A 17,495-nucleotide genomic window follows, 5' to 3' on the forward strand; every position below is an offset into this window, starting at 1 on the left:
AGGATTACTTAATAAGGTAAGCCTAAAGATAGGGCTACCGATTGGATTGGGACTATTTTTTAAACAGGGATAATATAATTTTCCGTATTAAAAGTAGAAATGGAAAACCGTGGAAAAGGACATCGAACCAATCCATAAATGCCATGCCCTATGCACCACCCATAATCCATTTAATTTTCCCCCAAATATGAGGTTCTGGAAAAAAAGGGGCCAAACCTAAAGTAAGGCAAAGTAAAATAATTATTTTCCAGTCGTTTATAAATTTCATCGAATCGATTGAATGAATTCCGAGATATTGTTTTCTCCTTTTTCGGTAAGATATTTTATAAATGCCGAACCGATGATTGCACCTTTTGCCTTTTGGGTGGCCTGCTGAAAAGTCTCCGCATCTTTAATTCCAAAGCCCACGATTTGTGGATTTTTTAAATTCATGTTGGCAATTCTTTCAAAATAAGCCTCTTGCTCACTTCCAAAACCCGATTTGGATCCGGTGACGCTTGCCGAACTTACCATATAAATAAAACCGTTGGAGGCATTATCTATTTGGTGAATACGTTCATCACTGGTCTGGGGGGTTATTAAAAATACATTTAACAATCCATACTTCTCAAAGATTTCTTTGTAATGAGATTGATAGACATCCAATGGAAGGTCTGGCAAAATGAGACCATCGATACCAATGGATGCACATTTTTCACAAAATTCCTCCACCCCATATTGTAGGAAGGGATTAAAATAGCCCATAATGACCAAGGGAATGGCAACGGTCTTGCGAATATTTTTCAGTTGCTCAAAGAGTATTTCGGTGGTCATCCCATTTTTTAAGGCGGCCGTGGAGCTTTCCTGTATGGTAGGACCATCTGCCAAAGGGTCGCTAAATGGCAGGCCTATTTCAATCATATCCACGCCATTCCTCTCCAACTCCTCAATGATTTGTAACGTACTGTTCAAGGAAGGATATCCGGCCGTAAAATAGATGGACAATAATTTTTTGTCCGAATTCAATTTGTCAAGTATTCGATTACTCATGGTTTAGGCTAGCTTAAAATAATCAATATAAGTTTGTAAATCTTTATCGCCCCTACCGGAGAGACTAATTACAAGCACATCGTCCGGATTAAATTTTTTGTGCTGAAAAATGGCAAAGGCATGACCAGATTCAATGGCCGGAATAATTCCTTCCAGTTGGGAAAGCTCCAATCCTGCCGTCATGGCCTCATCGTCCGTTGCGGAATAGAACTCGGCCCTGCCGGATTTATATAAGTGTGAGTGCATGGGGCCAACACCAGGGTAATCCAATCCTGCCGAAATCGAGTAGGGTTCCGTAATCTGACCATCCGGTGTTTGCATCAACATGGTTTTACACCCATGAATGATTCCGATTTTTCCAAGTGCCGAGGTGGCAGCACTTTCCCCGGAATCAATGCCTTTACCTGCGGCCTCTACCGCAATGATGCCCACTTTGGGTTCATCAAGAAAATGATAATAGGTTCCTGCAGCATTACTCCCGCCACCAATACAAGCAACAACATAATCTGGATTTTCCCTTCCTTCCTTTTCTTTTAATTGCCATTTAATTTCTTCAGATATAACCGATTGAAAACGGGTCACCATATCAGGGTAGGGGTGTGGTCCAATGGCCGAACCAATGATATAATGAGTGTCCACAGGGTTATTGATCCAATCACGAATAGCCTCGTTCGTGGCATCTTTCAAGGTTTTACTTCCTGATGTGGCGGGTATTACTTCGGCACCCAGCATTTTCATACGGGCTACATTGGGGGCTTGCCTTGCTATATCGATTTCACCCATGTACACTACACATTGTATTCCCATGAGGGCACATACGGTTGCCGTGGCCACTCCGTGCTGACCTGCACCGGTTTCGGCAATAATGCGGGTCTTGCCCAACCGTTTGGCCATTAATATCTGCCCAATGGTATTATTCACCTTGTGCGCGCCTGTATGGTTGAGGTCTTCCCTTTTTAAATAAATTTTTGTACCGTGCTTCTCGGATAATCTTTTCGCAAAATACAGAGGTGAAGGCCTACCTACATAGTCTCTTAATAACTGATGGAATTCCTTTTGAAAGGATTCTTCATACATTATTTCCAAATATTTTTGGCGTAACTCTTCCAGATTGGGGTATAGCATCTCTGGAATAAAGGCTCCTCCAAATTCTCCATAATAACCTTTTTCGTCTACATGAAAGCCTCCACTGTTTTTTATGGACAAACTTTTTTCTTTTGTCATAATATTAATTTTTTAAGACAGCTTTTTTTTAGTTCTACAGAGCAATCAATAATTTTGTACTCCGGTAAATCGAATCGACTTGCTTTTTGTTGTTCAATCATTTGAAATGTCATAGGTTAAAGGTCAATTTAATACCCTCGGTCAACATACCCGTTCCAATGATGGCCAAGATGAGTCCCATTAATTTTGAGATTACGGCAATCAAATTAGGTCCCACTTTATTTACGATGAAATCACTTGAAACGAATGCCAAATAGGTTAAGAGAACAATTACCCCAAATACCGCTACTACGATGGCAATATGTACAAAATTTGCGTGGGTGACATAGTTCATAGCGGTCACTATGGTACCAGGCCCCGCCAATATGGGGATGGCCAGGGGTGACACGCTTACGTTATTGGGTTCTTCATCATTTTGATTTGTATGTATTTTCGATTTCTGGGACATCAACATCTCAAAGCCTACATAAAAAATCAATAAGCCTCCCGTGATTTTGAATGCCGGAATGGTAATACCAAAAAGGTCGAAAATATATTTTCCCGCCAATGCGAAAACAACTATAATCACAAAGGCTATTAAGGTTGCGGTTTTTGCAATTTTTTTCTTTTCCTCCTTTGTTTGGCCTTCTACCAACCCTAAGAAAATGGGTGTATTCGCTATCGGGTTCATAATGGCAAAAAAGCCCATAAAAACACTGATGCTATAATTGACTAAATCTCCCACAATGCATTTTTAAAATTTTCTAATTCTTCAATATTCTTTAATCCCGGTGCCACCTCAAACTTGCTGTTGACATCGATTACGTGACAGTATTGTGATTTTGGTTGCTTCATAAACGATACAATACTTTCCACGTTTTGTAGGCCAATACCGCCGCTTAAGAAATAGGGTTTGGTAGAGGGGTAATTTTTTAAAACGGACCAATCAAATGTATAGCCATTGCCTCCAGGCAATTTTCCCTTGGTGTCAAACAGAAAATAATCACACACTTCTTCGTAAGGGACCAAGACTGAAAAATCAAATTCGTTCTTGATGGAAAACACTTTAATGATTTCTATTTCGTTTTCCTTGTTTTCTTGTTGAACTGTACTTAAATACTCATTTTTTAGGTCCTCGCAGTACCGTGGACTTTCTGAGCCATGTAACTGCACTGCATTCAATTTATATTTGGATATGTTTTCAAGCACTTGGTCAATTGGCGCATTAACAAAAACCCCGACCTTTTTAGTCGCCTCGGAAAGTATTGGTATCTCACCATCAAAAAAACGACTGGATTTATCCCAAAAGATAAACCCAAGGTAGTCTGGTCTAAGGGCAGCCACTTCGGCAATGTTGTGTTTCATACCACAGACCTTCAATTTCATTGTTCCAACGATTTAATGAATTCTGTGGCACTTTGACCAGGATTTTCGGTTTTCATAAAATTTTCACCAATTAGAAACCCTTTATATCCAAATTGTTTTAAAGCCTTAATGGCTTCAATAGAACTTATACCACTTTCGGAGACCTTCACAAAATCATCCGGGATAAGTAGGGATAATTCCTTGCTTGTATCCAAGCTGACATCAAATGTTTTCAGGTTTCGGTTATTGACGCCCAACATATCCAAACTTGGCATGATGGATTTCTTAAGTTCTTCCTCATTATGAACCTCCAGTAACACGTCAAGATTTAAAGACTGGGCAAATTCCGAGAGCTTCTTAATTTCAGATGTGGTCAGTACTGCGGCAATCAACAAAATGATATCGGCACCATGGGCCTTTGCTTCCAAAAGTTGGTATTCATCAATAATGAATTCCTTTCTCAAAAGCGGAATATCTACTGATGCCCTAGCCAATAGCAAATCTTCCAACGAACCTCCAAAATATTTCATGTCCGTTAAAACGCTCATGCCACAAACACCTGCCTTTTGATATCCTTGGGCAACCTGACCCACATTGGTATTTTGGTTGATGGTGGACTTAGAAGGAGATCTTCTTTTGTGTTCCGCTATAATGCCTGTTTTACTTTTTTTCAAAGCTTCTGCCAAGGAATTTCTATTTCGCTCAAAAAGAACCGATTTTTCCCATTGTGAGGCGGGAATTATGGATTTTTTCAGGGCGACTTCTTTTTTCTTGTCGGCAACTATTTTGTCTAAAATATTCATGATGCGCTAATGGCTTGTAATTTCTTTAGAGCGGCTAGTCCTTTACCACTTTTAAGCGATTCCATCGCAAGTTCAAAACCTTCTTTTGGACATAAACCCTTAACGGTACTAATGGCTATCCCCGCATTGGCACATACCACATTGTTTTGCGCCTCCGTTCCCCTTCCGTTCAATACGTTCATAAAAATCTGAGCGGATTCCGGGATGTCCTCACCACCTATAATAGTGTCAGCCAATATAGGCGAAACACCAAAATCCGAGGGTCTAAGGATGGATTCGGACCCATTGGAAATCGTTTTTGTATCTCCAGTTAAACTGATTTCATCATAGCCGTCCAGAGCGTGTAAAACCGTAAAGTTCTTATCGGTATTCTGATATAGATAGCCATACATTCTTGCCAATTCCAAATTGAAAACACCCACCATTTGATTTTTTGGAAATGCAGGATTTACCATCGGTCCCAACATATTAAAAAAGGTTTTTACCGCCAATTCCTTTCGAATAGGAGCTACATTTTTCATAGCGGGGTGGAATAGGGGAGCGTGGAGCACACAAATGCCTGCTTCCTCAATGGATTTTTTCAGGAAATCCGCCTCGTTGCTGAATTTAATGCCTAGGAATTCCATCACGTTACTACTCCCACATTTTGATGAAACCCCGTAATTGCCGTGCTTGGTAACCTTAAGACCCGCTCCAGCGGTAACAAATGAGGCCAAAGTAGAAATATTGAAGGTGTCTTTGCCGTCACCTCCTGTACCACATAAATCAATAGGGTTGTATTCCGATAAATCCACAGCCAAGCATAAATCCAACAAAGCATCACGGAAACCCTCCAGTTCCTCTATAGTTACGCTCCGCATCATATAAACGGTTAAGAAAGCGGCAATCTGACTGGTGTTGTAATCTCCCTTGGCAATATTGACCAAAATCTGTTTCGCGTCCTCCTTTTCCAGGATTTCATGGTTAATGAGTCTATTAAGTGTCTCTTTCATTTTTTGTGTTTTAACCAGTTTTTCAACATGTTTTTTCCGTCTGGAGTTAGTACGGATTCTGGATGAAATTGTACGGCCCTAACATCGTAATCCCTGTGTCTGAGCGACATAATTTGTCCGTTTTCATCTAGGGAAGTCGCCTCTAGGCAATCTGGCAGATTGGGGTCTACAACCCAAGAATGGTATCTGCCTATTTCCAATTCCTTCCCAAGACCGTCAAAAATATAGTCATTGACCGTAATTCTTATTTTGGTCGCCACCCCATGGTAAACTTGGTCTAAATTGACCAGGGACCCGCCAAAGACTTCGGCAATGGCCTGTTGTCCCAGGCAGACTCCAAAAATACGTTTGGTTGGTGCATACTTTTCAATAATGGTTTTTAACAAGCCGGCCTCATCGGGAATTCCAGGTCCTGGGGAAAGCACAATTTCATCATAATCGTCTACGTCTTCCAAATGTAACTGGTCGTTTCGTTTTACGATTACTTCGCAATCCAAATCCTCGAGATAGTGAACCAAATTATAGGTGAAACTATCGTAATTATCGATCATTAATATCTTTCTTGCCATCTAGATAGTTTCTGCGATTTCCAGGGCTTTATTCAAAGCCCCTAATTTATTGTACGTTTCCTGTAACTCGTCATCGGCATTTGACGCCGCGACTAGCCCTGCACCGGCTTGAAAATGAAGTTCATGATTCTTACTTAAGAAGGTTCTGATCATTATGGCATGGTTAAAATTGCCATTAAAATCCATAAAACCGATTGCCCCTCCATAATAACTCCGACTCGTTTTTTCATATTTTTCAATGAGTTGCATGGCCATGTGTTTTGGGGCTCCACTTAAAGTTCCAGCGGGAAATGTATCCGCTACAATTTTTAGAGTAGGGATGTCCGGTTTTTTCAAGCCCGTAACTTTGGAGACCAAATGGATTACGTGGGAGAAATACTGTACCTCCCTATAGGTGTCCACATTGACCAAATTGCCATTTCGGCTTAAATCGTTTCTGGCCAAGTCAACTAACATCACGTGTTCGCTGTTCTCCTTGTCATCCAAGGCTAATTTTTTAGCCAGTTCGGCATCTTTTTCGTCGTTTCCAGTACGTTTGTAGGTGCCTGCAATGGGATGGATCTCCGCTTTACCGTTTTTAACGATCAACTGCGCTTCCGGTGAGCTTCCAAAAATTTTAAAATCGCCATAGTCAAAAAAGAAAAGGTAAGGAGATGGGTTTATTGATCTCAATGCTCTATAGACATTGAACTCGTCACCCTTAAACTTTTGGGAAAACCTTCTGGACAAAACTAACTGAAAGACATCACCGCGTTGACAGTGTTTTTTTGCCAATTCTACATGTTGTTTGTATTCTTCGTCCTTCAAGTTTGTTTTGACTTCTCCCTCCTTGGAAAAATTATAGGAGGCAAATGTCCTAACGTTCAACAATCGTTCTATTTCCGAAATATTATTCTCCGAATCATAACAGTGAGCGAAAATGTAAGCTTCGTTCTTAAAATGGTTTATGGCGATCACGTTTTGGTAGACGGCATAATAGATATCCGGAATTTCGACCGAATTCGGTTTTTTGGAAATTTCCACATCTTCAAAATAACGTACAGCATCATAGGCCATGAAACCAAAAAGTCCATTGGTTATAAATTTATAGTCCTGTTCAGTTATCTTGAAACTTTTGGCAAAAGCATCAATTTCCGAGACTACATCTGTATCCTCAGTAATTTCAAGAGTTTCATTTCTGCCATCGGGAAATTCCTTGTAAATTCTTTCATCCTGAATTTTTATGGATGCAATGGGATTACAACATATATAGGAAAAACTGTTGTCATTGGCATGGTAGTCACTGCTTTCCAACAGGATGCTATTGGGAAACTTATCTCTAATTTTTAAATACACACTGACGGGCGTTATAGTGTCCGCAAGTATTTTTTTTGAATATGTCTTTAAGGTGTAGGACATGATAAAGGTTATAAATTAAAAAAGGCCTGTCGTGATGACAAGCCTCTATATTGTTTAAATGGAGAACCAGCTCACGAATATTGTCGTAAGTTATTCCACCACCAAGTATTTTTCATTGTTTTCATTGGCGTAAATATAGAAAGGAAATTGAAAGTCACAAATTTTATATCCAAAAAAAACAAAAATCCTCTTGATGTTATTTCAAGAGGATTTTAAAGCAATAATATTTGTCTTCGTTCTAAAGTGCTAGATAGCTAAATCAACTACCAAATCGAACTCATCATAAATTGTTTTATCTCCCAGATTATCGAAGAAACTTCCTGAACCATATCGCACATCATACTTGGCTCGATCTACCTTAAGTGTAGCGGTAGCTTTATTTTCATAGATTGAAACCACAAATGTTACAGGATTGGTTTTACCTTTAATAGTTAAGTCGCCCTTAACGGAATAGGAGTTTTTGTTCATGGGCTCTGCTGAGGTGATCACCAATTTTGCCGTTGGGTAATTCTCTACCCCAAAGAAATCATCAGATTTCAAATGCCCCTCAAGTTTCTCTTTTCCCTCTCCGGATGCCATATCCAAATTGGTAATGGAGGTCATGTCTACCACAAATTCACCACCTGTCAATTTTTTTCCGTCCATCATCAAATGGCCAGATTTTAGCTCAATGGTTCCTTCATGGGAGCCGGTTACTTTGTAACCTTTCCACGTAACTTTACTTTCATTTACTTTAACTTCTTTTTTTTCTCCATCGATTGGTGAATTCGCAGTTGCCGAAAATCCAAAAATCATGGTCAATGCAATACTTAAAACTGTTTTTTTCATGTCTTTAATTTAATTGTTTGAACTTTTGTTAATGATTATATATGGGTAAATAATTTTTCTTTTGGGTGCCTCACTTTGGCCAAATGCTGTGTTTCATCGGAACTGGAACGATAACCTATGGCCAATACCACCGTTGTGGTGAGGTCTTGGTCTTCCAATCCAAGGATTTCATCATATTTTTCAGACTCGAAACCTTCCATTGCGCAAGTATCGATTTTTAAGGAAGCGGCAACCGTCATCAGATTACCAAGGGCTATATAGGCTTGTCTAGAAGTCCAAATGCTTTTGTCGGTATCGGATAAGCTCATTAATTTAGATTTCATAAACTCTGAATATCCTTTTATGGCCTCACCGGGGAGCCCCCTTGTTTGCATAACATTGGCCAAGTATTCATCTATCAGTTCCTCGCCAAAATCCTGTCTACTTGAAAATATAAGCAGGTGGGAAGCGTCGGTGATTTGAGATTGGTTCCAAGAATGGGGTTTTAACCTTTCACGTATTTCTTTATTTTCCACAACAAATATGTGATAAGGTTGTAAACCATAGGAAGAAGCACTCAATCTGGTAGCTTCCAGTAATGTATTTAGGTCTTCTGGACTAACTTTTTTTGTAGTGTCGAATTTTTTGGTAGCGTATCTCCAATTTAAATCCTTTATTATTTCTTTCATGTTTCTTCTTAAAATTTATCCAATAAATCATTAAGCTTTTTTAGCTCCTCTTGACTAAAACTTGAAAGGATTTTCTTTTCTGTTTCAACTTTTATGCCATCAATGTCATTTAGAACATTAAGCCCCTCTTTTGTAATTTTTATCTCAACCTTTCTTCTGTTTTCCGGGCAAATTTGCCTTTCAACATAGCCTTTGGACAATAGTTTGTCCACTAAGCGGGTCGTATTGCTCATTTTCGTAACCATTCTATCATTGATAGTGGATAAATTAGCCGGTTTATCCCCCTGACCTCTTAAAATACGGAGTACATTAAATTGTTGAATGGAAACTCCAAAAGGTTTGAGGCTACAGGTCATCATTTCACTTACCTTATTACTTACCAAGGACAGATGTATTATAGTTCTGGTTTCAATAGGTATTTTTTTAGTAGTTTTAATTACTTCCTCAACATTCATGTATAAACAATATTTGTATATACAAATGTATGATGAATAGTTGGAATTGAACCATTATATTTTCTAAATTTTTGTTAAAACAATTTTTAAAGTTTTAGATTAGATCCTTTACTTTTGAAAAAAGATTTATAGCGATGGCAGATTTATCACAGGAGGAATGGACTTCCCAATTAGAAAATGATGATAATGCATTTATCCTTGACGTTCGTACAGAAGATGAGGTTGAGGAAGGATATATTCCCAATGCAACCAATATTGATATTTATAAAGGACAAGGGTTTATTGATGAACTGGAGAAGTTGGACAAGACCAAAAATTATTATGTATACTGCCGGTCTGGTAACAGGTCAGGGCAGGCTTGTGCCATTATGAACAGTCTTGGTTTTAAAAATGCCTATAATTTAGAGGGTGGTTTTATGAACTGGGAAGGAGAGGTAGCCGAATAGATAAAATTTAAATACTAAATTGTAGACCCGCCCAATAGCGGGTCTTTTTAGTTTTAAAACATGCGCGAGGACTTGTTACATTATATATGGAAGTACAAAAAATATCCTGTCCAGGGCTTAAAGGCTTCAAAGGGTGAGAATCTGACAATTTTGAATTCTGGCTCACATAATCACCTGAGCGGACCGGATTTTTTTAATGCCCAAGTGCGGATTGCTGATCAGCTTTGGGCAGGTAACGTTGAAATTCATGTTAACTCTTCAGATTGGTATGCGCATAACCATCAAGAGGATAAAAATTATGATAATGTTATTCTTCACGTAGTATGGAATGACGATGTATCCGTATTTAGGGCCGATGGTACTGAAATTCCCACCCTAGAGTTGAAAAACTATATAGACTCACAGCTATTGGGCAGATATCAAAAATTAATGCAAGGGCAAAGGGAAAGATTTATCAATTGTGGAAATGATATCAACACAATCCCGAAATTTGATTTTATACATTGGCAAGAGCGATTGTATTTGGAAAGGTTGGAGGACAAATCCAAAGTAATTTTAATCCTTTTGGAAGAATGTGGACAGGATTGGGAAAAGGTTCTATTTGTATTGTTATTAAAAAATTTTGGAAGCAAAATCAATGGAGAGGCTTTTATGCAGATTGGTTTGCATTTGGATTTTTCCATTGTAAGACATTTAATTGGCAAACCTTTGGAGTTGGAAAGTTTGCTTTTTGGAATGGCCGGTCTTTTAGAATCAGATAATAGTATCGATTCGTATTATGGAGAGTTAAGGAAAAATTTTCAATACTTAAGGCATAAATTCAATATTGACCATTCAATCGGCTCTGCCTCGTTTTTTAAACTAAGGCCTCCTAATTTTCCTACCATTCGGTTATCACAGTTTGCTACATTATACGGTGGTAACAATAATTTGTTCCATCACCTCATGCATTGTAGCGATGATGAAATATTCCAACAATTTGGAATAAGTGCCTCAACGTATTGGGATTCACATTATAATTTTGGAAAAACTTCAAAAGGAGGAGTTAAAAGGATTTCCAAAAAATTTGTGGACCTTTTGACCATCAATACTATTGTCCCACTTAGGTTCTGTTATCAAAAACACAAGGGAATGGCTCAACCGGAGCGTGTTCTTGGTACAGTTCAGAAAATTAAAGCGGAGAAGAACGGAATCATAGATAGTTACAGGAATTTGAATATTGAGGTAAATTCGGCCTGGGAAAGTCAATCCCTATTGCAATTATACAATAACTATTGTAGCAATAATAAATGTTTACGGTGTGTTGTAGGCACCCGATTATTAAATTTAAAAACCTAATTTTATCCGTATGAAAATATTCTATGACTTGTTACATTATCTCCAAAAGAGAGGGTTCGAGGTTTGTAGAAGAATAGCCGATAGACTTGGTATTAGAGCCAGAGTGGTGCGTACCTCTTTTATCTATCTTACCTTTATGACCTTGGGCTTCGGGTTTGCCCTATATCTATTTTTGGCCTTTTGGCTTAAAATCAAGGATTTGGTGTATACCAAAAGAACGTCTGTTTTTGATCTATAATTATGGTTAAACTTTTTCGCTCTAAAATCTATTTGGCATTGACCCTAATGGTTATGGTGCTTTTATTCGGGGTTTTGGGCTATCGATTTATTGCAGATTACGCTTGGATAGACGCCTTTTATATGACTATAATTACCGTGACCACTGTGGGTTTCTCAGAGGTGAGGCCCATGGGTGTGGAAGGTAAAATCTTTACGGTCATATTAATAGTGACAAGTGTGTTTATCGTTGGTTTTGCCATTTCGGTGATTACAGAATATTTATTAAGCAGGAATAATCCACAAATCTTAAAACAAAAAAAAGTGAAAAATACGGTTGACAAGTTATCCAATCATGTTGTAGTCTGCGGGTTTGGCCGAAACGGAATGCAGGCTGCAGAAAGGTTAAAAGCGTACAAAAAACCTTTTGTTGTTATAGAAAAGGATAAGGAGCTACTTGAAAAGTATGAAGAAGATATTTTGTTCATGGAGGGAGACGCCAATGAGGACGAAGTATTGCTCGCCGCTGGTATTGATAGGGCCCAATATTTAATTGTTACCCTACCAGATGATGCGGCCAATCTTTTCGTTGTACTTTCAGCTAGGCAATTAAATTCCAAATTGTTCATCATTAGCAGGGCCTCACAGGTAACATCACAAAGAAAATTGCAGCTGGCCGGGGCGAACAAAGTTATAATGCCGGATAAGATAGGAGGAGATCATATGGCTTCCTTAGTGGTAATGCCCGATTTGATAACCTTTATGGACAAGCTTTCGGTAGAAGGGGAACATACAACAAATTTAGAAGAGGTTGCGATAGAGGATTTCTCAAATCAGGTTGACTGTAATTCGCTAAGAGATTTGGATTTACGTAGAAAAACGGGATGTACCATTATTGGTTATATTGCACCCGACGGGGAATACATTATCAATCCTGAAGCAGATTTACAATTACAGCCAAAAAGCAAGGTAATTGTATTGGGGCGACCCGAACAAATTAGAAAATTGAATGAAATGTTTCATATTGACTTAAGTTAATTCAACGTTATAATTTGAATGGGTTCTTTTTTTTTGTGATATTGCCATTCTAACTAACTAAAAAATCCAAAAGAGTATGAAGTATAGACTTCTGAGTTTTTGTTCGTTCATGTTACCATTTTTGTCAATGGCCCAAGAGGCAGGAGAAATGGGTATAGATGAAAAAATCGATAAAGTTTTCGGAAATCTGACAGGGTGGTTCGTAGACTTTATTTTTTATCAGATACCTTTTTCAGAGAACATAAAAATATATTGGGTATTGTTCCCCTTAATACTTGGGGCGGGGTTCTTTACCATCTATTTCCGTTTTATCAATTTCACAGGAGTATGGACGGCCTTAAAGGTTGTAATGGGCAAGTACGAGGATATTGAGAAATATGGAGCTAAGGAGCTCTACGGGGAAGAAGGTATTGCAGCCGGAGTGGATTTGAACAAGGTGGAAAGTCTTGACAAGCACCTGGCCGATAACAAGGATGAAATTGTTGTTGATGGAGATATTCTTGATACCATACGGGATGAAAGTTCCAATGGTGAGGTTTCTCATTTTCAGGCATTGACAGCGGCATTATCGGCAACGGTTGGCCTTGGAAATATTGCAGGAGTAGCGGTAGCGGTTTCCATAGGCGGTGCAGGGGCTACATTTTGGATGATAATCGCGGGACTCTTGGGAATGGCCTCCAAATTTGTGGAGTGTACGCTAGGGGTAAAATATAGGGATGTTGGAGAAAATGGTACCATTTTTGGTGGGCCTATGTACTATTTGAACAAAGGACTCAAGAATAAAAATTTAGGAAAAATATTGGCTGGGGCCTTTGCGGTAATGTGCATTGGAGGCTCATTTGGTGGAGGTAATATGTTCCAGGTGAACCAGGCCGTTCAACTTTTTGAAAATATGACCGGAGGTACGGAATCTTTCATCTTTGGTTATAGGTGGGTCTTTGGTGTGGTTATGGCCGTACTAGTTGGTATCGTTATTATTGGCGGTATTAAGTCTATAGCCAAGGTGACCGACAAGATTGTTCCTTTTATGGTAGTCATTTATGTAGGGGCGTCTTTATTTGTATTAATTGCAAAATTTGATATGATCGGTTGGGCCTTCAATGAGATAATTCAAGGTGCTTTCGCTCCAGTTGGCATCGTTGGTGGTGCAGTAGGGGTTATGATTCAAGGTTTTAGAAGGGCTGCATTTTCAAATGAGGCCGGTGTCGGTTCGGCTTCCATTGCGCATTCTGCCGTTAGAACCAAATATCCAGCATCCGAGGGATTGGTTGCTCTATTGGAGCCGTTTATTGATACGGTGGTGGTTTGTACAATGACCGCTTTGGTTTTAATTATTACGGGCAATGTTGACCCTGGCAATGCAGGTCTTAATGATGCAGATGCCATACTTTTGACATCCGGGGCTTTTGGTTCGGTAATCAGTTGGTTCCCTTATGTGCTAACAGTGGCCGTAGTGTTATTTGCCTTTAGTACCCAAATTTCTTGGTCCTATTATGGTTATCAAGCATGGGCCTATCTTTTTGGAAGGACCAAAAAAACGGAATATACCTATAAAATTATTTTCTGTCTTTTCGTGATAGTTGGGGCATCGGCTAGTATGAGTTCTGTAATCGGTTTTTCAGATGCTATGATTTTTGGTATGATGGTTCCCAATATGGTGGGTATTGTAATCTTGGCACCCAAGGTAAAAGCTGAATTGAAGAAATATATGAATGCCATAAAATTAAAGGTAAAGGCAGTTTCCGAATAGTTTTATCTGATGGCATTGAAAAAATCCCACTTTAAGTTCAATAAACAGGAACGGAGTGGGATTTTCTTTTTATTGTTGCTTATTGTTCTGGTCCAAATACTATTTTGTTTATATACCCAGTTTAAGGTCGATAGGAATGACCCTTTGATTCTTAATGATGAAGTCCAGTCAAAAATCGATTCATTAAAAGAACGGCAAGCACAAAAGGATTCCATAATAATCTATCCCTTCAACCCTAATTTCATTACAGATTATAAAGGTTATACGTTAGGAATGTCGTTGGATGAAATTGAACGTTTACACGAATTTAGGGAACAGGGGAAATTTGTGAATTCCGAGGAAGAATTTCAGCAAGTCACTGGAGTTTCGGATTCTTTGCTGAATAAAATATCCAAAAGCTTTAAGTTTCCGGAATGGACACAGAAGGTTAAAATAAGTGGATCAAGGAATAGGGTGCCAATTAGCTCACCCAAAAACGAACTTAAATCGGTTTCCATATTAGATATCAATAGGGTTACTGCCGAAGAGCTAAAATCAATAAATGGAATAGGGGACAAATTGTCTGAACGAATCGTGAAATTTAGGGATAGGTTGGGAGGTTTTTTAATAAACGACCAGTTGAACGATGTATATGGGTTAGATCCCGAAGTTGCCCAACGTGTACTTCAAAGATATAAGGTGCTTAAAGCACCTCAGATTCAGAAAATTGACCTAGAAACGGCAACGGTTGCGGAATTGGCAAAACTTGTGTACATACCTAGGTCTGTAGCGGAAAATATTGTCGCATATCGGGAGCTTAACGGAGGTATCGATTCCTTTGACGAATTGTTGCAAATCGAGAATTTTCCGGCCGATAGGATTGATAGAATTCCACTATATTTGTCGCTCAAAAAATAAAGCTATGAGCACGATTTACTTCACGGAGGAACATCTTTTATTCAGGCAAAGCCTTAAGGATTTTTTGCAGAAGGAGGTGGTTCCCCACGTAGAAGAATGGGAAAGAACAGGTACTATAGATCGATTTATTTGGAAAAAGTTTGGGGAGATGGGCTACTTTGGTTTAGCCACCCCAGAAGCCTATGGAGGTCTGGGATTGGATATTTTCTATACGGTAATCTTGTTGGAGGAGTTGCAAAAAATAAATTCTGGAGGTTTTGCGGCTGCCATTTGGGCCCACGCCTATTTGGCCATGACCCATTTGAATAAGGAGGCGAATGATGACATTAAGGAGCGATATTTGACACCAAGTGTAGATGGTGAAAAAATAGGTTGTCTTTGTATAACGGAACCTTTTGGTGGTAGTGATGTGGCAAGCATGAGAACAACGGCCATAAAAAAGGAGGATAAATATATTCTGAACGGATCAAAAACTTTTATTACCAATGGCGTGTATGCAGATTACATGATTGTAGCGGCAAAAACCGATATGGAATTGGGGAATAAGGGCATAAGTATTTTTGTGGTTGATCGTAAAAGCAAAGGAGTTACCGCAAATAAGTTGAACAAATTGGGCTGGAGAGCTTCGGATACAGCCGAATTGGCATTTGATAATGTTGAGGTTCCATTAAAAAATCTAATGGGAAAGGAGAATATGGGTTTTTCCTATATTATGGAGCATTTTAGTTTGGAACGCTTAATTATGGGGGTAAATGCCCATGCCAGAGCTGAGTATGCTTTGGACTATGCATTACAGTACATGTCAGAAAGGGAGGCCTTTGGGAAGACCATTGACAAATTTCAGGCTTTACGCCATCGTGTTGTGGACTTGCATGCCGATATTGAAATGTGTAAACAATATAACTACTATGTGGCCGGTAGATTGGATAAGGGTGAGTACGTAGTCAAGGAAGCAACCATTTCAAAACTAAAATCGACTAAGATGGCCGACGAGGTTGCCTATGAATGTTTGCAATTTTTAGGTGGATATGGCTATATAGAGGATTACCCAATGGCAAGACTTTTAAGAGACAGTAGATTAGGTCCCATTGGTGGTGGAACTTCCGAAATTCTTAGAGAAATTATTGCCAAGATTATCATTGATAAAAAAGAATATCGACCAGCTGCAGATTAATTCATTGATTTGGATTTTTAAATTCACCCAAAAGTTGTGTATTGAAAATTAGTTTTTATCTTTGCGCCCTTAATCATAAAGAAAGGAGGTTGTAGCCCATGTTAATAATACCAGTAAAAGAAGGAGAAAACATAGATAGAGCTTTAAAACGTTTCAAGAGAAAGTTTGATAAGACAGGTACAATGAGACAGTTGAGAAAACGTCAGCAGTTTACTAAGCCTTCAGTAGAGAGAAGAGCACAAATACAAAAAGCACAGTATATTCAAGGTTTAAGAGACCAAGAGGAAATCTAGGTTTTTTACTTGTACAAATTTTAAGAATCCCGCCCAAGGCGGGATTTTTTATTTAGGGTGTTTTTCCAGGATTACATTTCCTAACTTTGGAATATGTTTTTGATTCAATTTATTGAATACCTGTCCTTGGAAAAGAAATACTCCACGAATACCGTGCAGGCGTATCGTAAGGATTTTCTTGAATTTCAGGAATTCTGCAGATTGGACCATCATGTTGATGATCTTGATACCATACCTTATAATGTTATAAGGAATTGGGTAGTCTCGTTGTCTGAAAATGGGGTTAGTACAAGGACCATCAATCGAAAGATTGCATCATTAAAGGCCTATTATAAATTTCTACAAAAAATAGGCGAGATAGACATTAATCCCTTGGCGAAGCATAAGGCCCTAAAAACATCAAAAAAAATACAGACTCCCTTTTCCGAGACGGAGATGGACAATGTCTTAACCAGTATAGAGTATTCGGATGATTTTGAAGGTAAAAGAGACCAGTTGATAATACACTTACTTTATTCAACGGGTATACGAAGGGCTGAATTGGTGAACTTGAAGCTAAAAAATGTTGACTTGCAAGAAAGATCAATGAAGGTTTTGGGCAAAAGAAACAAGGAGCGAATTATTCCTTTGTTAAGGGAGACCGTTGTTTTGTTTGAGATATATTTAGGGGATAGGGAATGCTTAAAAACAATACAGGATGTGGACACTGTTTTCCTGACCAATACAGGCAATAAAATATATGAAACCCTTGTTTATAGAATTATAAATAAGTATTTTAGAAAGGTTTCTGCTAAGGTGAAAAAGAGTCCCCATATATTGAGGCATACCTTTGCTACACATCTTTTAAATAAAGGTGCCGATCTCAATTCAGTAAAGGAGTTGTTGGGACATGCAAGTTTGGCGTCGACACAAGTGTACACGCATAATAGCATTGCAGAACTTAAAAGAATTCACGCTTCTTCCCACCCTAGGGGAAAAAATAAATAGATAGTCTAATTCCGTCCCATTAACATTAAGGGACATTAAAATTTTA

General features: G+C 38.7%; 20 protein-coding genes. 9 read left to right on the forward strand and 11 right to left on the reverse strand.

Annotated features, from left to right (window positions below):
- Nucleotides 1-264 precede the first annotated feature (264 nt).
- From trpA to CJ263_RS14275, 11 genes are all read right to left on the reverse strand, one after another.
- Complete coding sequence (trpA, locus tag CJ263_RS14225; protein ID WP_094997888.1) at nucleotides 265-1,029, reverse strand: tryptophan synthase subunit alpha; 765 nt, start codon at nucleotides 1,027-1,029, stop codon at nucleotides 265-267.
- Between the two features lie 3 nt (nucleotides 1,030-1,032).
- On the reverse strand, nucleotides 1,033-2,253 hold the full coding sequence (trpB, locus tag CJ263_RS14230; protein WP_094997889.1) for a tryptophan synthase subunit beta: 1,221 nt from the start codon (nucleotides 2,251-2,253) through the stop codon (nucleotides 1,033-1,035).
- A 109-nt stretch (nucleotides 2,254-2,362) separates the two neighbouring features.
- Nucleotides 2,363-2,977 (reverse strand): MarC family protein, encoded by a 615-nt coding sequence (locus CJ263_RS14235; protein WP_094997890.1) that lies wholly within the window; start codon nucleotides 2,975-2,977, stop codon nucleotides 2,363-2,365.
- The gene (locus tag CJ263_RS14240; RefSeq protein ID WP_094997891.1) at nucleotides 2,965-3,618 is read right to left on the reverse strand and encodes a phosphoribosylanthranilate isomerase; all 654 of its coding nucleotides are present in this window, start codon (nucleotides 3,616-3,618) and stop codon (nucleotides 2,965-2,967) included. The genes CJ263_RS14235 and CJ263_RS14240 overlap by 13 nt, the downstream gene beginning before the upstream one ends.
- Nucleotides 3,615-4,400 carry an indole-3-glycerol phosphate synthase TrpC gene (trpC, locus tag CJ263_RS14245; protein WP_094997892.1) on the reverse strand — a complete coding sequence of 262 codons (786 nt, stop codon included), beginning with the start codon at nucleotides 4,398-4,400 and terminating at the stop codon, nucleotides 3,615-3,617. The genes CJ263_RS14240 and trpC overlap by 4 nt, the downstream gene beginning before the upstream one ends.
- Nucleotides 4,397-5,392 carry an anthranilate phosphoribosyltransferase gene (gene trpD / locus CJ263_RS14250; protein ID WP_094997893.1) on the reverse strand — a complete coding sequence of 332 codons (996 nt, stop codon included), beginning with the start codon at nucleotides 5,390-5,392 and terminating at the stop codon, nucleotides 4,397-4,399. The genes trpC and trpD overlap by 4 nt, the downstream gene beginning before the upstream one ends.
- On the reverse strand, nucleotides 5,389-5,961 hold the full coding sequence (locus CJ263_RS14255; RefSeq protein ID WP_094997894.1) for an anthranilate synthase component II: 573 nt from the start codon (nucleotides 5,959-5,961) through the stop codon (nucleotides 5,389-5,391). Before CJ263_RS14255 ends, trpD begins: the two co-directional genes overlap by 4 nt.
- A complete protein-coding gene (locus CJ263_RS14260) occupies nucleotides 5,962-7,359 on the reverse strand; it encodes an anthranilate synthase component I family protein (RefSeq protein WP_094997895.1) in 1,398 nt (465 codons plus the stop codon).
- 246 nt (nucleotides 7,360-7,605) lie between these two features.
- Nucleotides 7,606-8,187, reverse strand: a complete 582-nt coding sequence (locus tag CJ263_RS14265) for a YceI family protein (protein ID WP_094997896.1) — start codon at nucleotides 8,185-8,187, stop codon at nucleotides 7,606-7,608.
- Nucleotides 8,188-8,222: 35 nt separating this feature from the next.
- Entirely contained in the window at nucleotides 8,223-8,855 is a 633-nt protein-coding gene (locus tag CJ263_RS14270) for an NAD(P)H-dependent oxidoreductase (RefSeq protein ID WP_094997897.1), read from the reverse strand.
- A gap of 8 nt (nucleotides 8,856-8,863) precedes the next feature.
- Complete coding sequence (locus tag CJ263_RS14275; RefSeq protein ID WP_094997898.1) at nucleotides 8,864-9,310, reverse strand: MarR family winged helix-turn-helix transcriptional regulator; 447 nt, start codon at nucleotides 9,308-9,310, stop codon at nucleotides 8,864-8,866.
- 134 nt (nucleotides 9,311-9,444) lie between these two features.
- Between CJ263_RS14275 and CJ263_RS14280 the strand changes: the two genes are divergently transcribed.
- From CJ263_RS14280 to CJ263_RS14320, 9 genes are all read left to right on the forward strand, one after another.
- The gene (locus tag CJ263_RS14280; protein WP_094997899.1) at nucleotides 9,445-9,756 is read left to right on the forward strand and encodes a rhodanese-like domain-containing protein; all 312 of its coding nucleotides are present in this window, start codon (nucleotides 9,445-9,447) and stop codon (nucleotides 9,754-9,756) included.
- A gap of 60 nt (nucleotides 9,757-9,816) precedes the next feature.
- A complete protein-coding gene (locus tag CJ263_RS14285) occupies nucleotides 9,817-11,094 on the forward strand; it encodes a DUF2851 family protein (RefSeq protein ID WP_094997900.1) in 1,278 nt (425 codons plus the stop codon).
- Between the two features lie 10 nt (nucleotides 11,095-11,104).
- Nucleotides 11,105-11,332: a PspC domain-containing protein gene (locus tag CJ263_RS14290; protein ID WP_094997901.1), complete on the forward strand. Its 228-nt coding sequence runs from the start codon at nucleotides 11,105-11,107 to the stop codon at nucleotides 11,330-11,332.
- Nucleotides 11,333-11,334: 2 nt separating this feature from the next.
- Complete coding sequence (locus CJ263_RS14295) at nucleotides 11,335-12,348, forward strand: potassium channel family protein (protein ID WP_094997902.1); 1,014 nt, start codon at nucleotides 11,335-11,337, stop codon at nucleotides 12,346-12,348.
- A 76-nt stretch (nucleotides 12,349-12,424) separates the two neighbouring features.
- Nucleotides 12,425-14,098, forward strand: a complete 1,674-nt coding sequence (locus tag CJ263_RS14300) for an alanine/glycine:cation symporter family protein (RefSeq protein WP_094997903.1) — start codon at nucleotides 12,425-12,427, stop codon at nucleotides 14,096-14,098.
- Nucleotides 14,099-14,107: 9 nt separating this feature from the next.
- Nucleotides 14,108-14,995 carry a ComEA family DNA-binding protein gene (locus CJ263_RS14305; RefSeq protein WP_094997904.1) on the forward strand — a complete coding sequence of 296 codons (888 nt, stop codon included), beginning with the start codon at nucleotides 14,108-14,110 and terminating at the stop codon, nucleotides 14,993-14,995.
- Nucleotides 14,996-14,999: 4 nt separating this feature from the next.
- Nucleotides 15,000-16,169: an acyl-CoA dehydrogenase family protein gene (locus CJ263_RS14310; RefSeq protein WP_094997905.1), complete on the forward strand. Its 1,170-nt coding sequence runs from the start codon at nucleotides 15,000-15,002 to the stop codon at nucleotides 16,167-16,169.
- Nucleotides 16,170-16,267: 98 nt separating this feature from the next.
- On the forward strand, nucleotides 16,268-16,462 hold the full coding sequence (gene rpsU / locus CJ263_RS14315) for a 30S ribosomal protein S21 (protein ID WP_047244701.1): 195 nt from the start codon (nucleotides 16,268-16,270) through the stop codon (nucleotides 16,460-16,462).
- Between the two features lie 93 nt (nucleotides 16,463-16,555).
- A complete protein-coding gene (locus CJ263_RS14320; RefSeq protein ID WP_094997906.1) occupies nucleotides 16,556-17,449 on the forward strand; it encodes a tyrosine-type recombinase/integrase in 894 nt (297 codons plus the stop codon).
- The last annotated feature ends 46 nt before the right edge of the window (nucleotides 17,450-17,495 follow it).

It is taken from the genome of Maribacter cobaltidurans, assembly GCF_002269385.1.
In the GTDB taxonomy this organism is placed as follows: domain Bacteria; phylum Bacteroidota; class Bacteroidia; order Flavobacteriales; family Flavobacteriaceae; genus Maribacter; species Maribacter cobaltidurans.

Bases quoted from the DNA above. Each gene is read 5' to 3' on its own strand.
- CJ263_RS14285 (WP_094997900.1), top strand. From the start codon at position 9,817: ATGCGCGAGGACTTGTTACATTATATATGGAAGTACAAAAAATATCCT.
- CJ263_RS14305 (WP_094997904.1), top strand. From the start codon at position 14,108: ATGGCATTGAAAAAATCCCACTTTAAGTTCAATAAACAGGAACGGAGT.
- CJ263_RS14260 (WP_094997895.1), bottom strand. From the start codon at position 7,359: ATGTCCTACACCTTAAAGACATATTCAAAAAAAATACTTGCGGACACT.
- CJ263_RS14240 (WP_094997891.1), bottom strand. From the start codon at position 3,618: ATGAAATTGAAGGTCTGTGGTATGAAACACAACATTGCCGAAGTGGCT.
- trpA (WP_094997888.1), bottom strand. From the start codon at position 1,029: ATGAGTAATCGAATACTTGACAAATTGAATTCGGACAAAAAATTATTG.
- trpB (WP_094997889.1), bottom strand. From the start codon at position 2,253: ATGACAAAAGAAAAAAGTTTGTCCATAAAAAACAGTGGAGGCTTTCAT.
- CJ263_RS14295 (WP_094997902.1), top strand. From the start codon at position 11,335: ATGGTTAAACTTTTTCGCTCTAAAATCTATTTGGCATTGACCCTAATG.
- CJ263_RS14290 (WP_094997901.1), top strand. From the start codon at position 11,105: ATGAAAATATTCTATGACTTGTTACATTATCTCCAAAAGAGAGGGTTC.
- rpsU (WP_047244701.1), top strand. From the start codon at position 16,268: ATGTTAATAATACCAGTAAAAGAAGGAGAAAACATAGATAGAGCTTTA.
- CJ263_RS14275 (WP_094997898.1), bottom strand. From the start codon at position 9,310: ATGAATGTTGAGGAAGTAATTAAAACTACTAAAAAAATACCTATTGAA.
- CJ263_RS14280 (WP_094997899.1), top strand. From the start codon at position 9,445: ATGGCAGATTTATCACAGGAGGAATGGACTTCCCAATTAGAAAATGAT.
- trpD (WP_094997893.1), bottom strand. From the start codon at position 5,392: ATGAAAGAGACACTTAATAGACTCATTAACCATGAAATCCTGGAAAAG.
- trpC (WP_094997892.1), bottom strand. From the start codon at position 4,400: ATGAATATTTTAGACAAAATAGTTGCCGACAAGAAAAAAGAAGTCGCC.
- CJ263_RS14300 (WP_094997903.1), top strand. From the start codon at position 12,425: ATGAAGTATAGACTTCTGAGTTTTTGTTCGTTCATGTTACCATTTTTG.
- CJ263_RS14255 (WP_094997894.1), bottom strand. From the start codon at position 5,961: ATGGCAAGAAAGATATTAATGATCGATAATTACGATAGTTTCACCTAT.
- CJ263_RS14270 (WP_094997897.1), bottom strand. From the start codon at position 8,855: ATGAAAGAAATAATAAAGGATTTAAATTGGAGATACGCTACCAAAAAA.
- CJ263_RS14310 (WP_094997905.1), top strand. From the start codon at position 15,000: ATGAGCACGATTTACTTCACGGAGGAACATCTTTTATTCAGGCAAAGC.
- CJ263_RS14265 (WP_094997896.1), bottom strand. From the start codon at position 8,187: ATGAAAAAAACAGTTTTAAGTATTGCATTGACCATGATTTTTGGATTT.
- CJ263_RS14320 (WP_094997906.1), top strand. From the start codon at position 16,556: ATGTTTTTGATTCAATTTATTGAATACCTGTCCTTGGAAAAGAAATAC.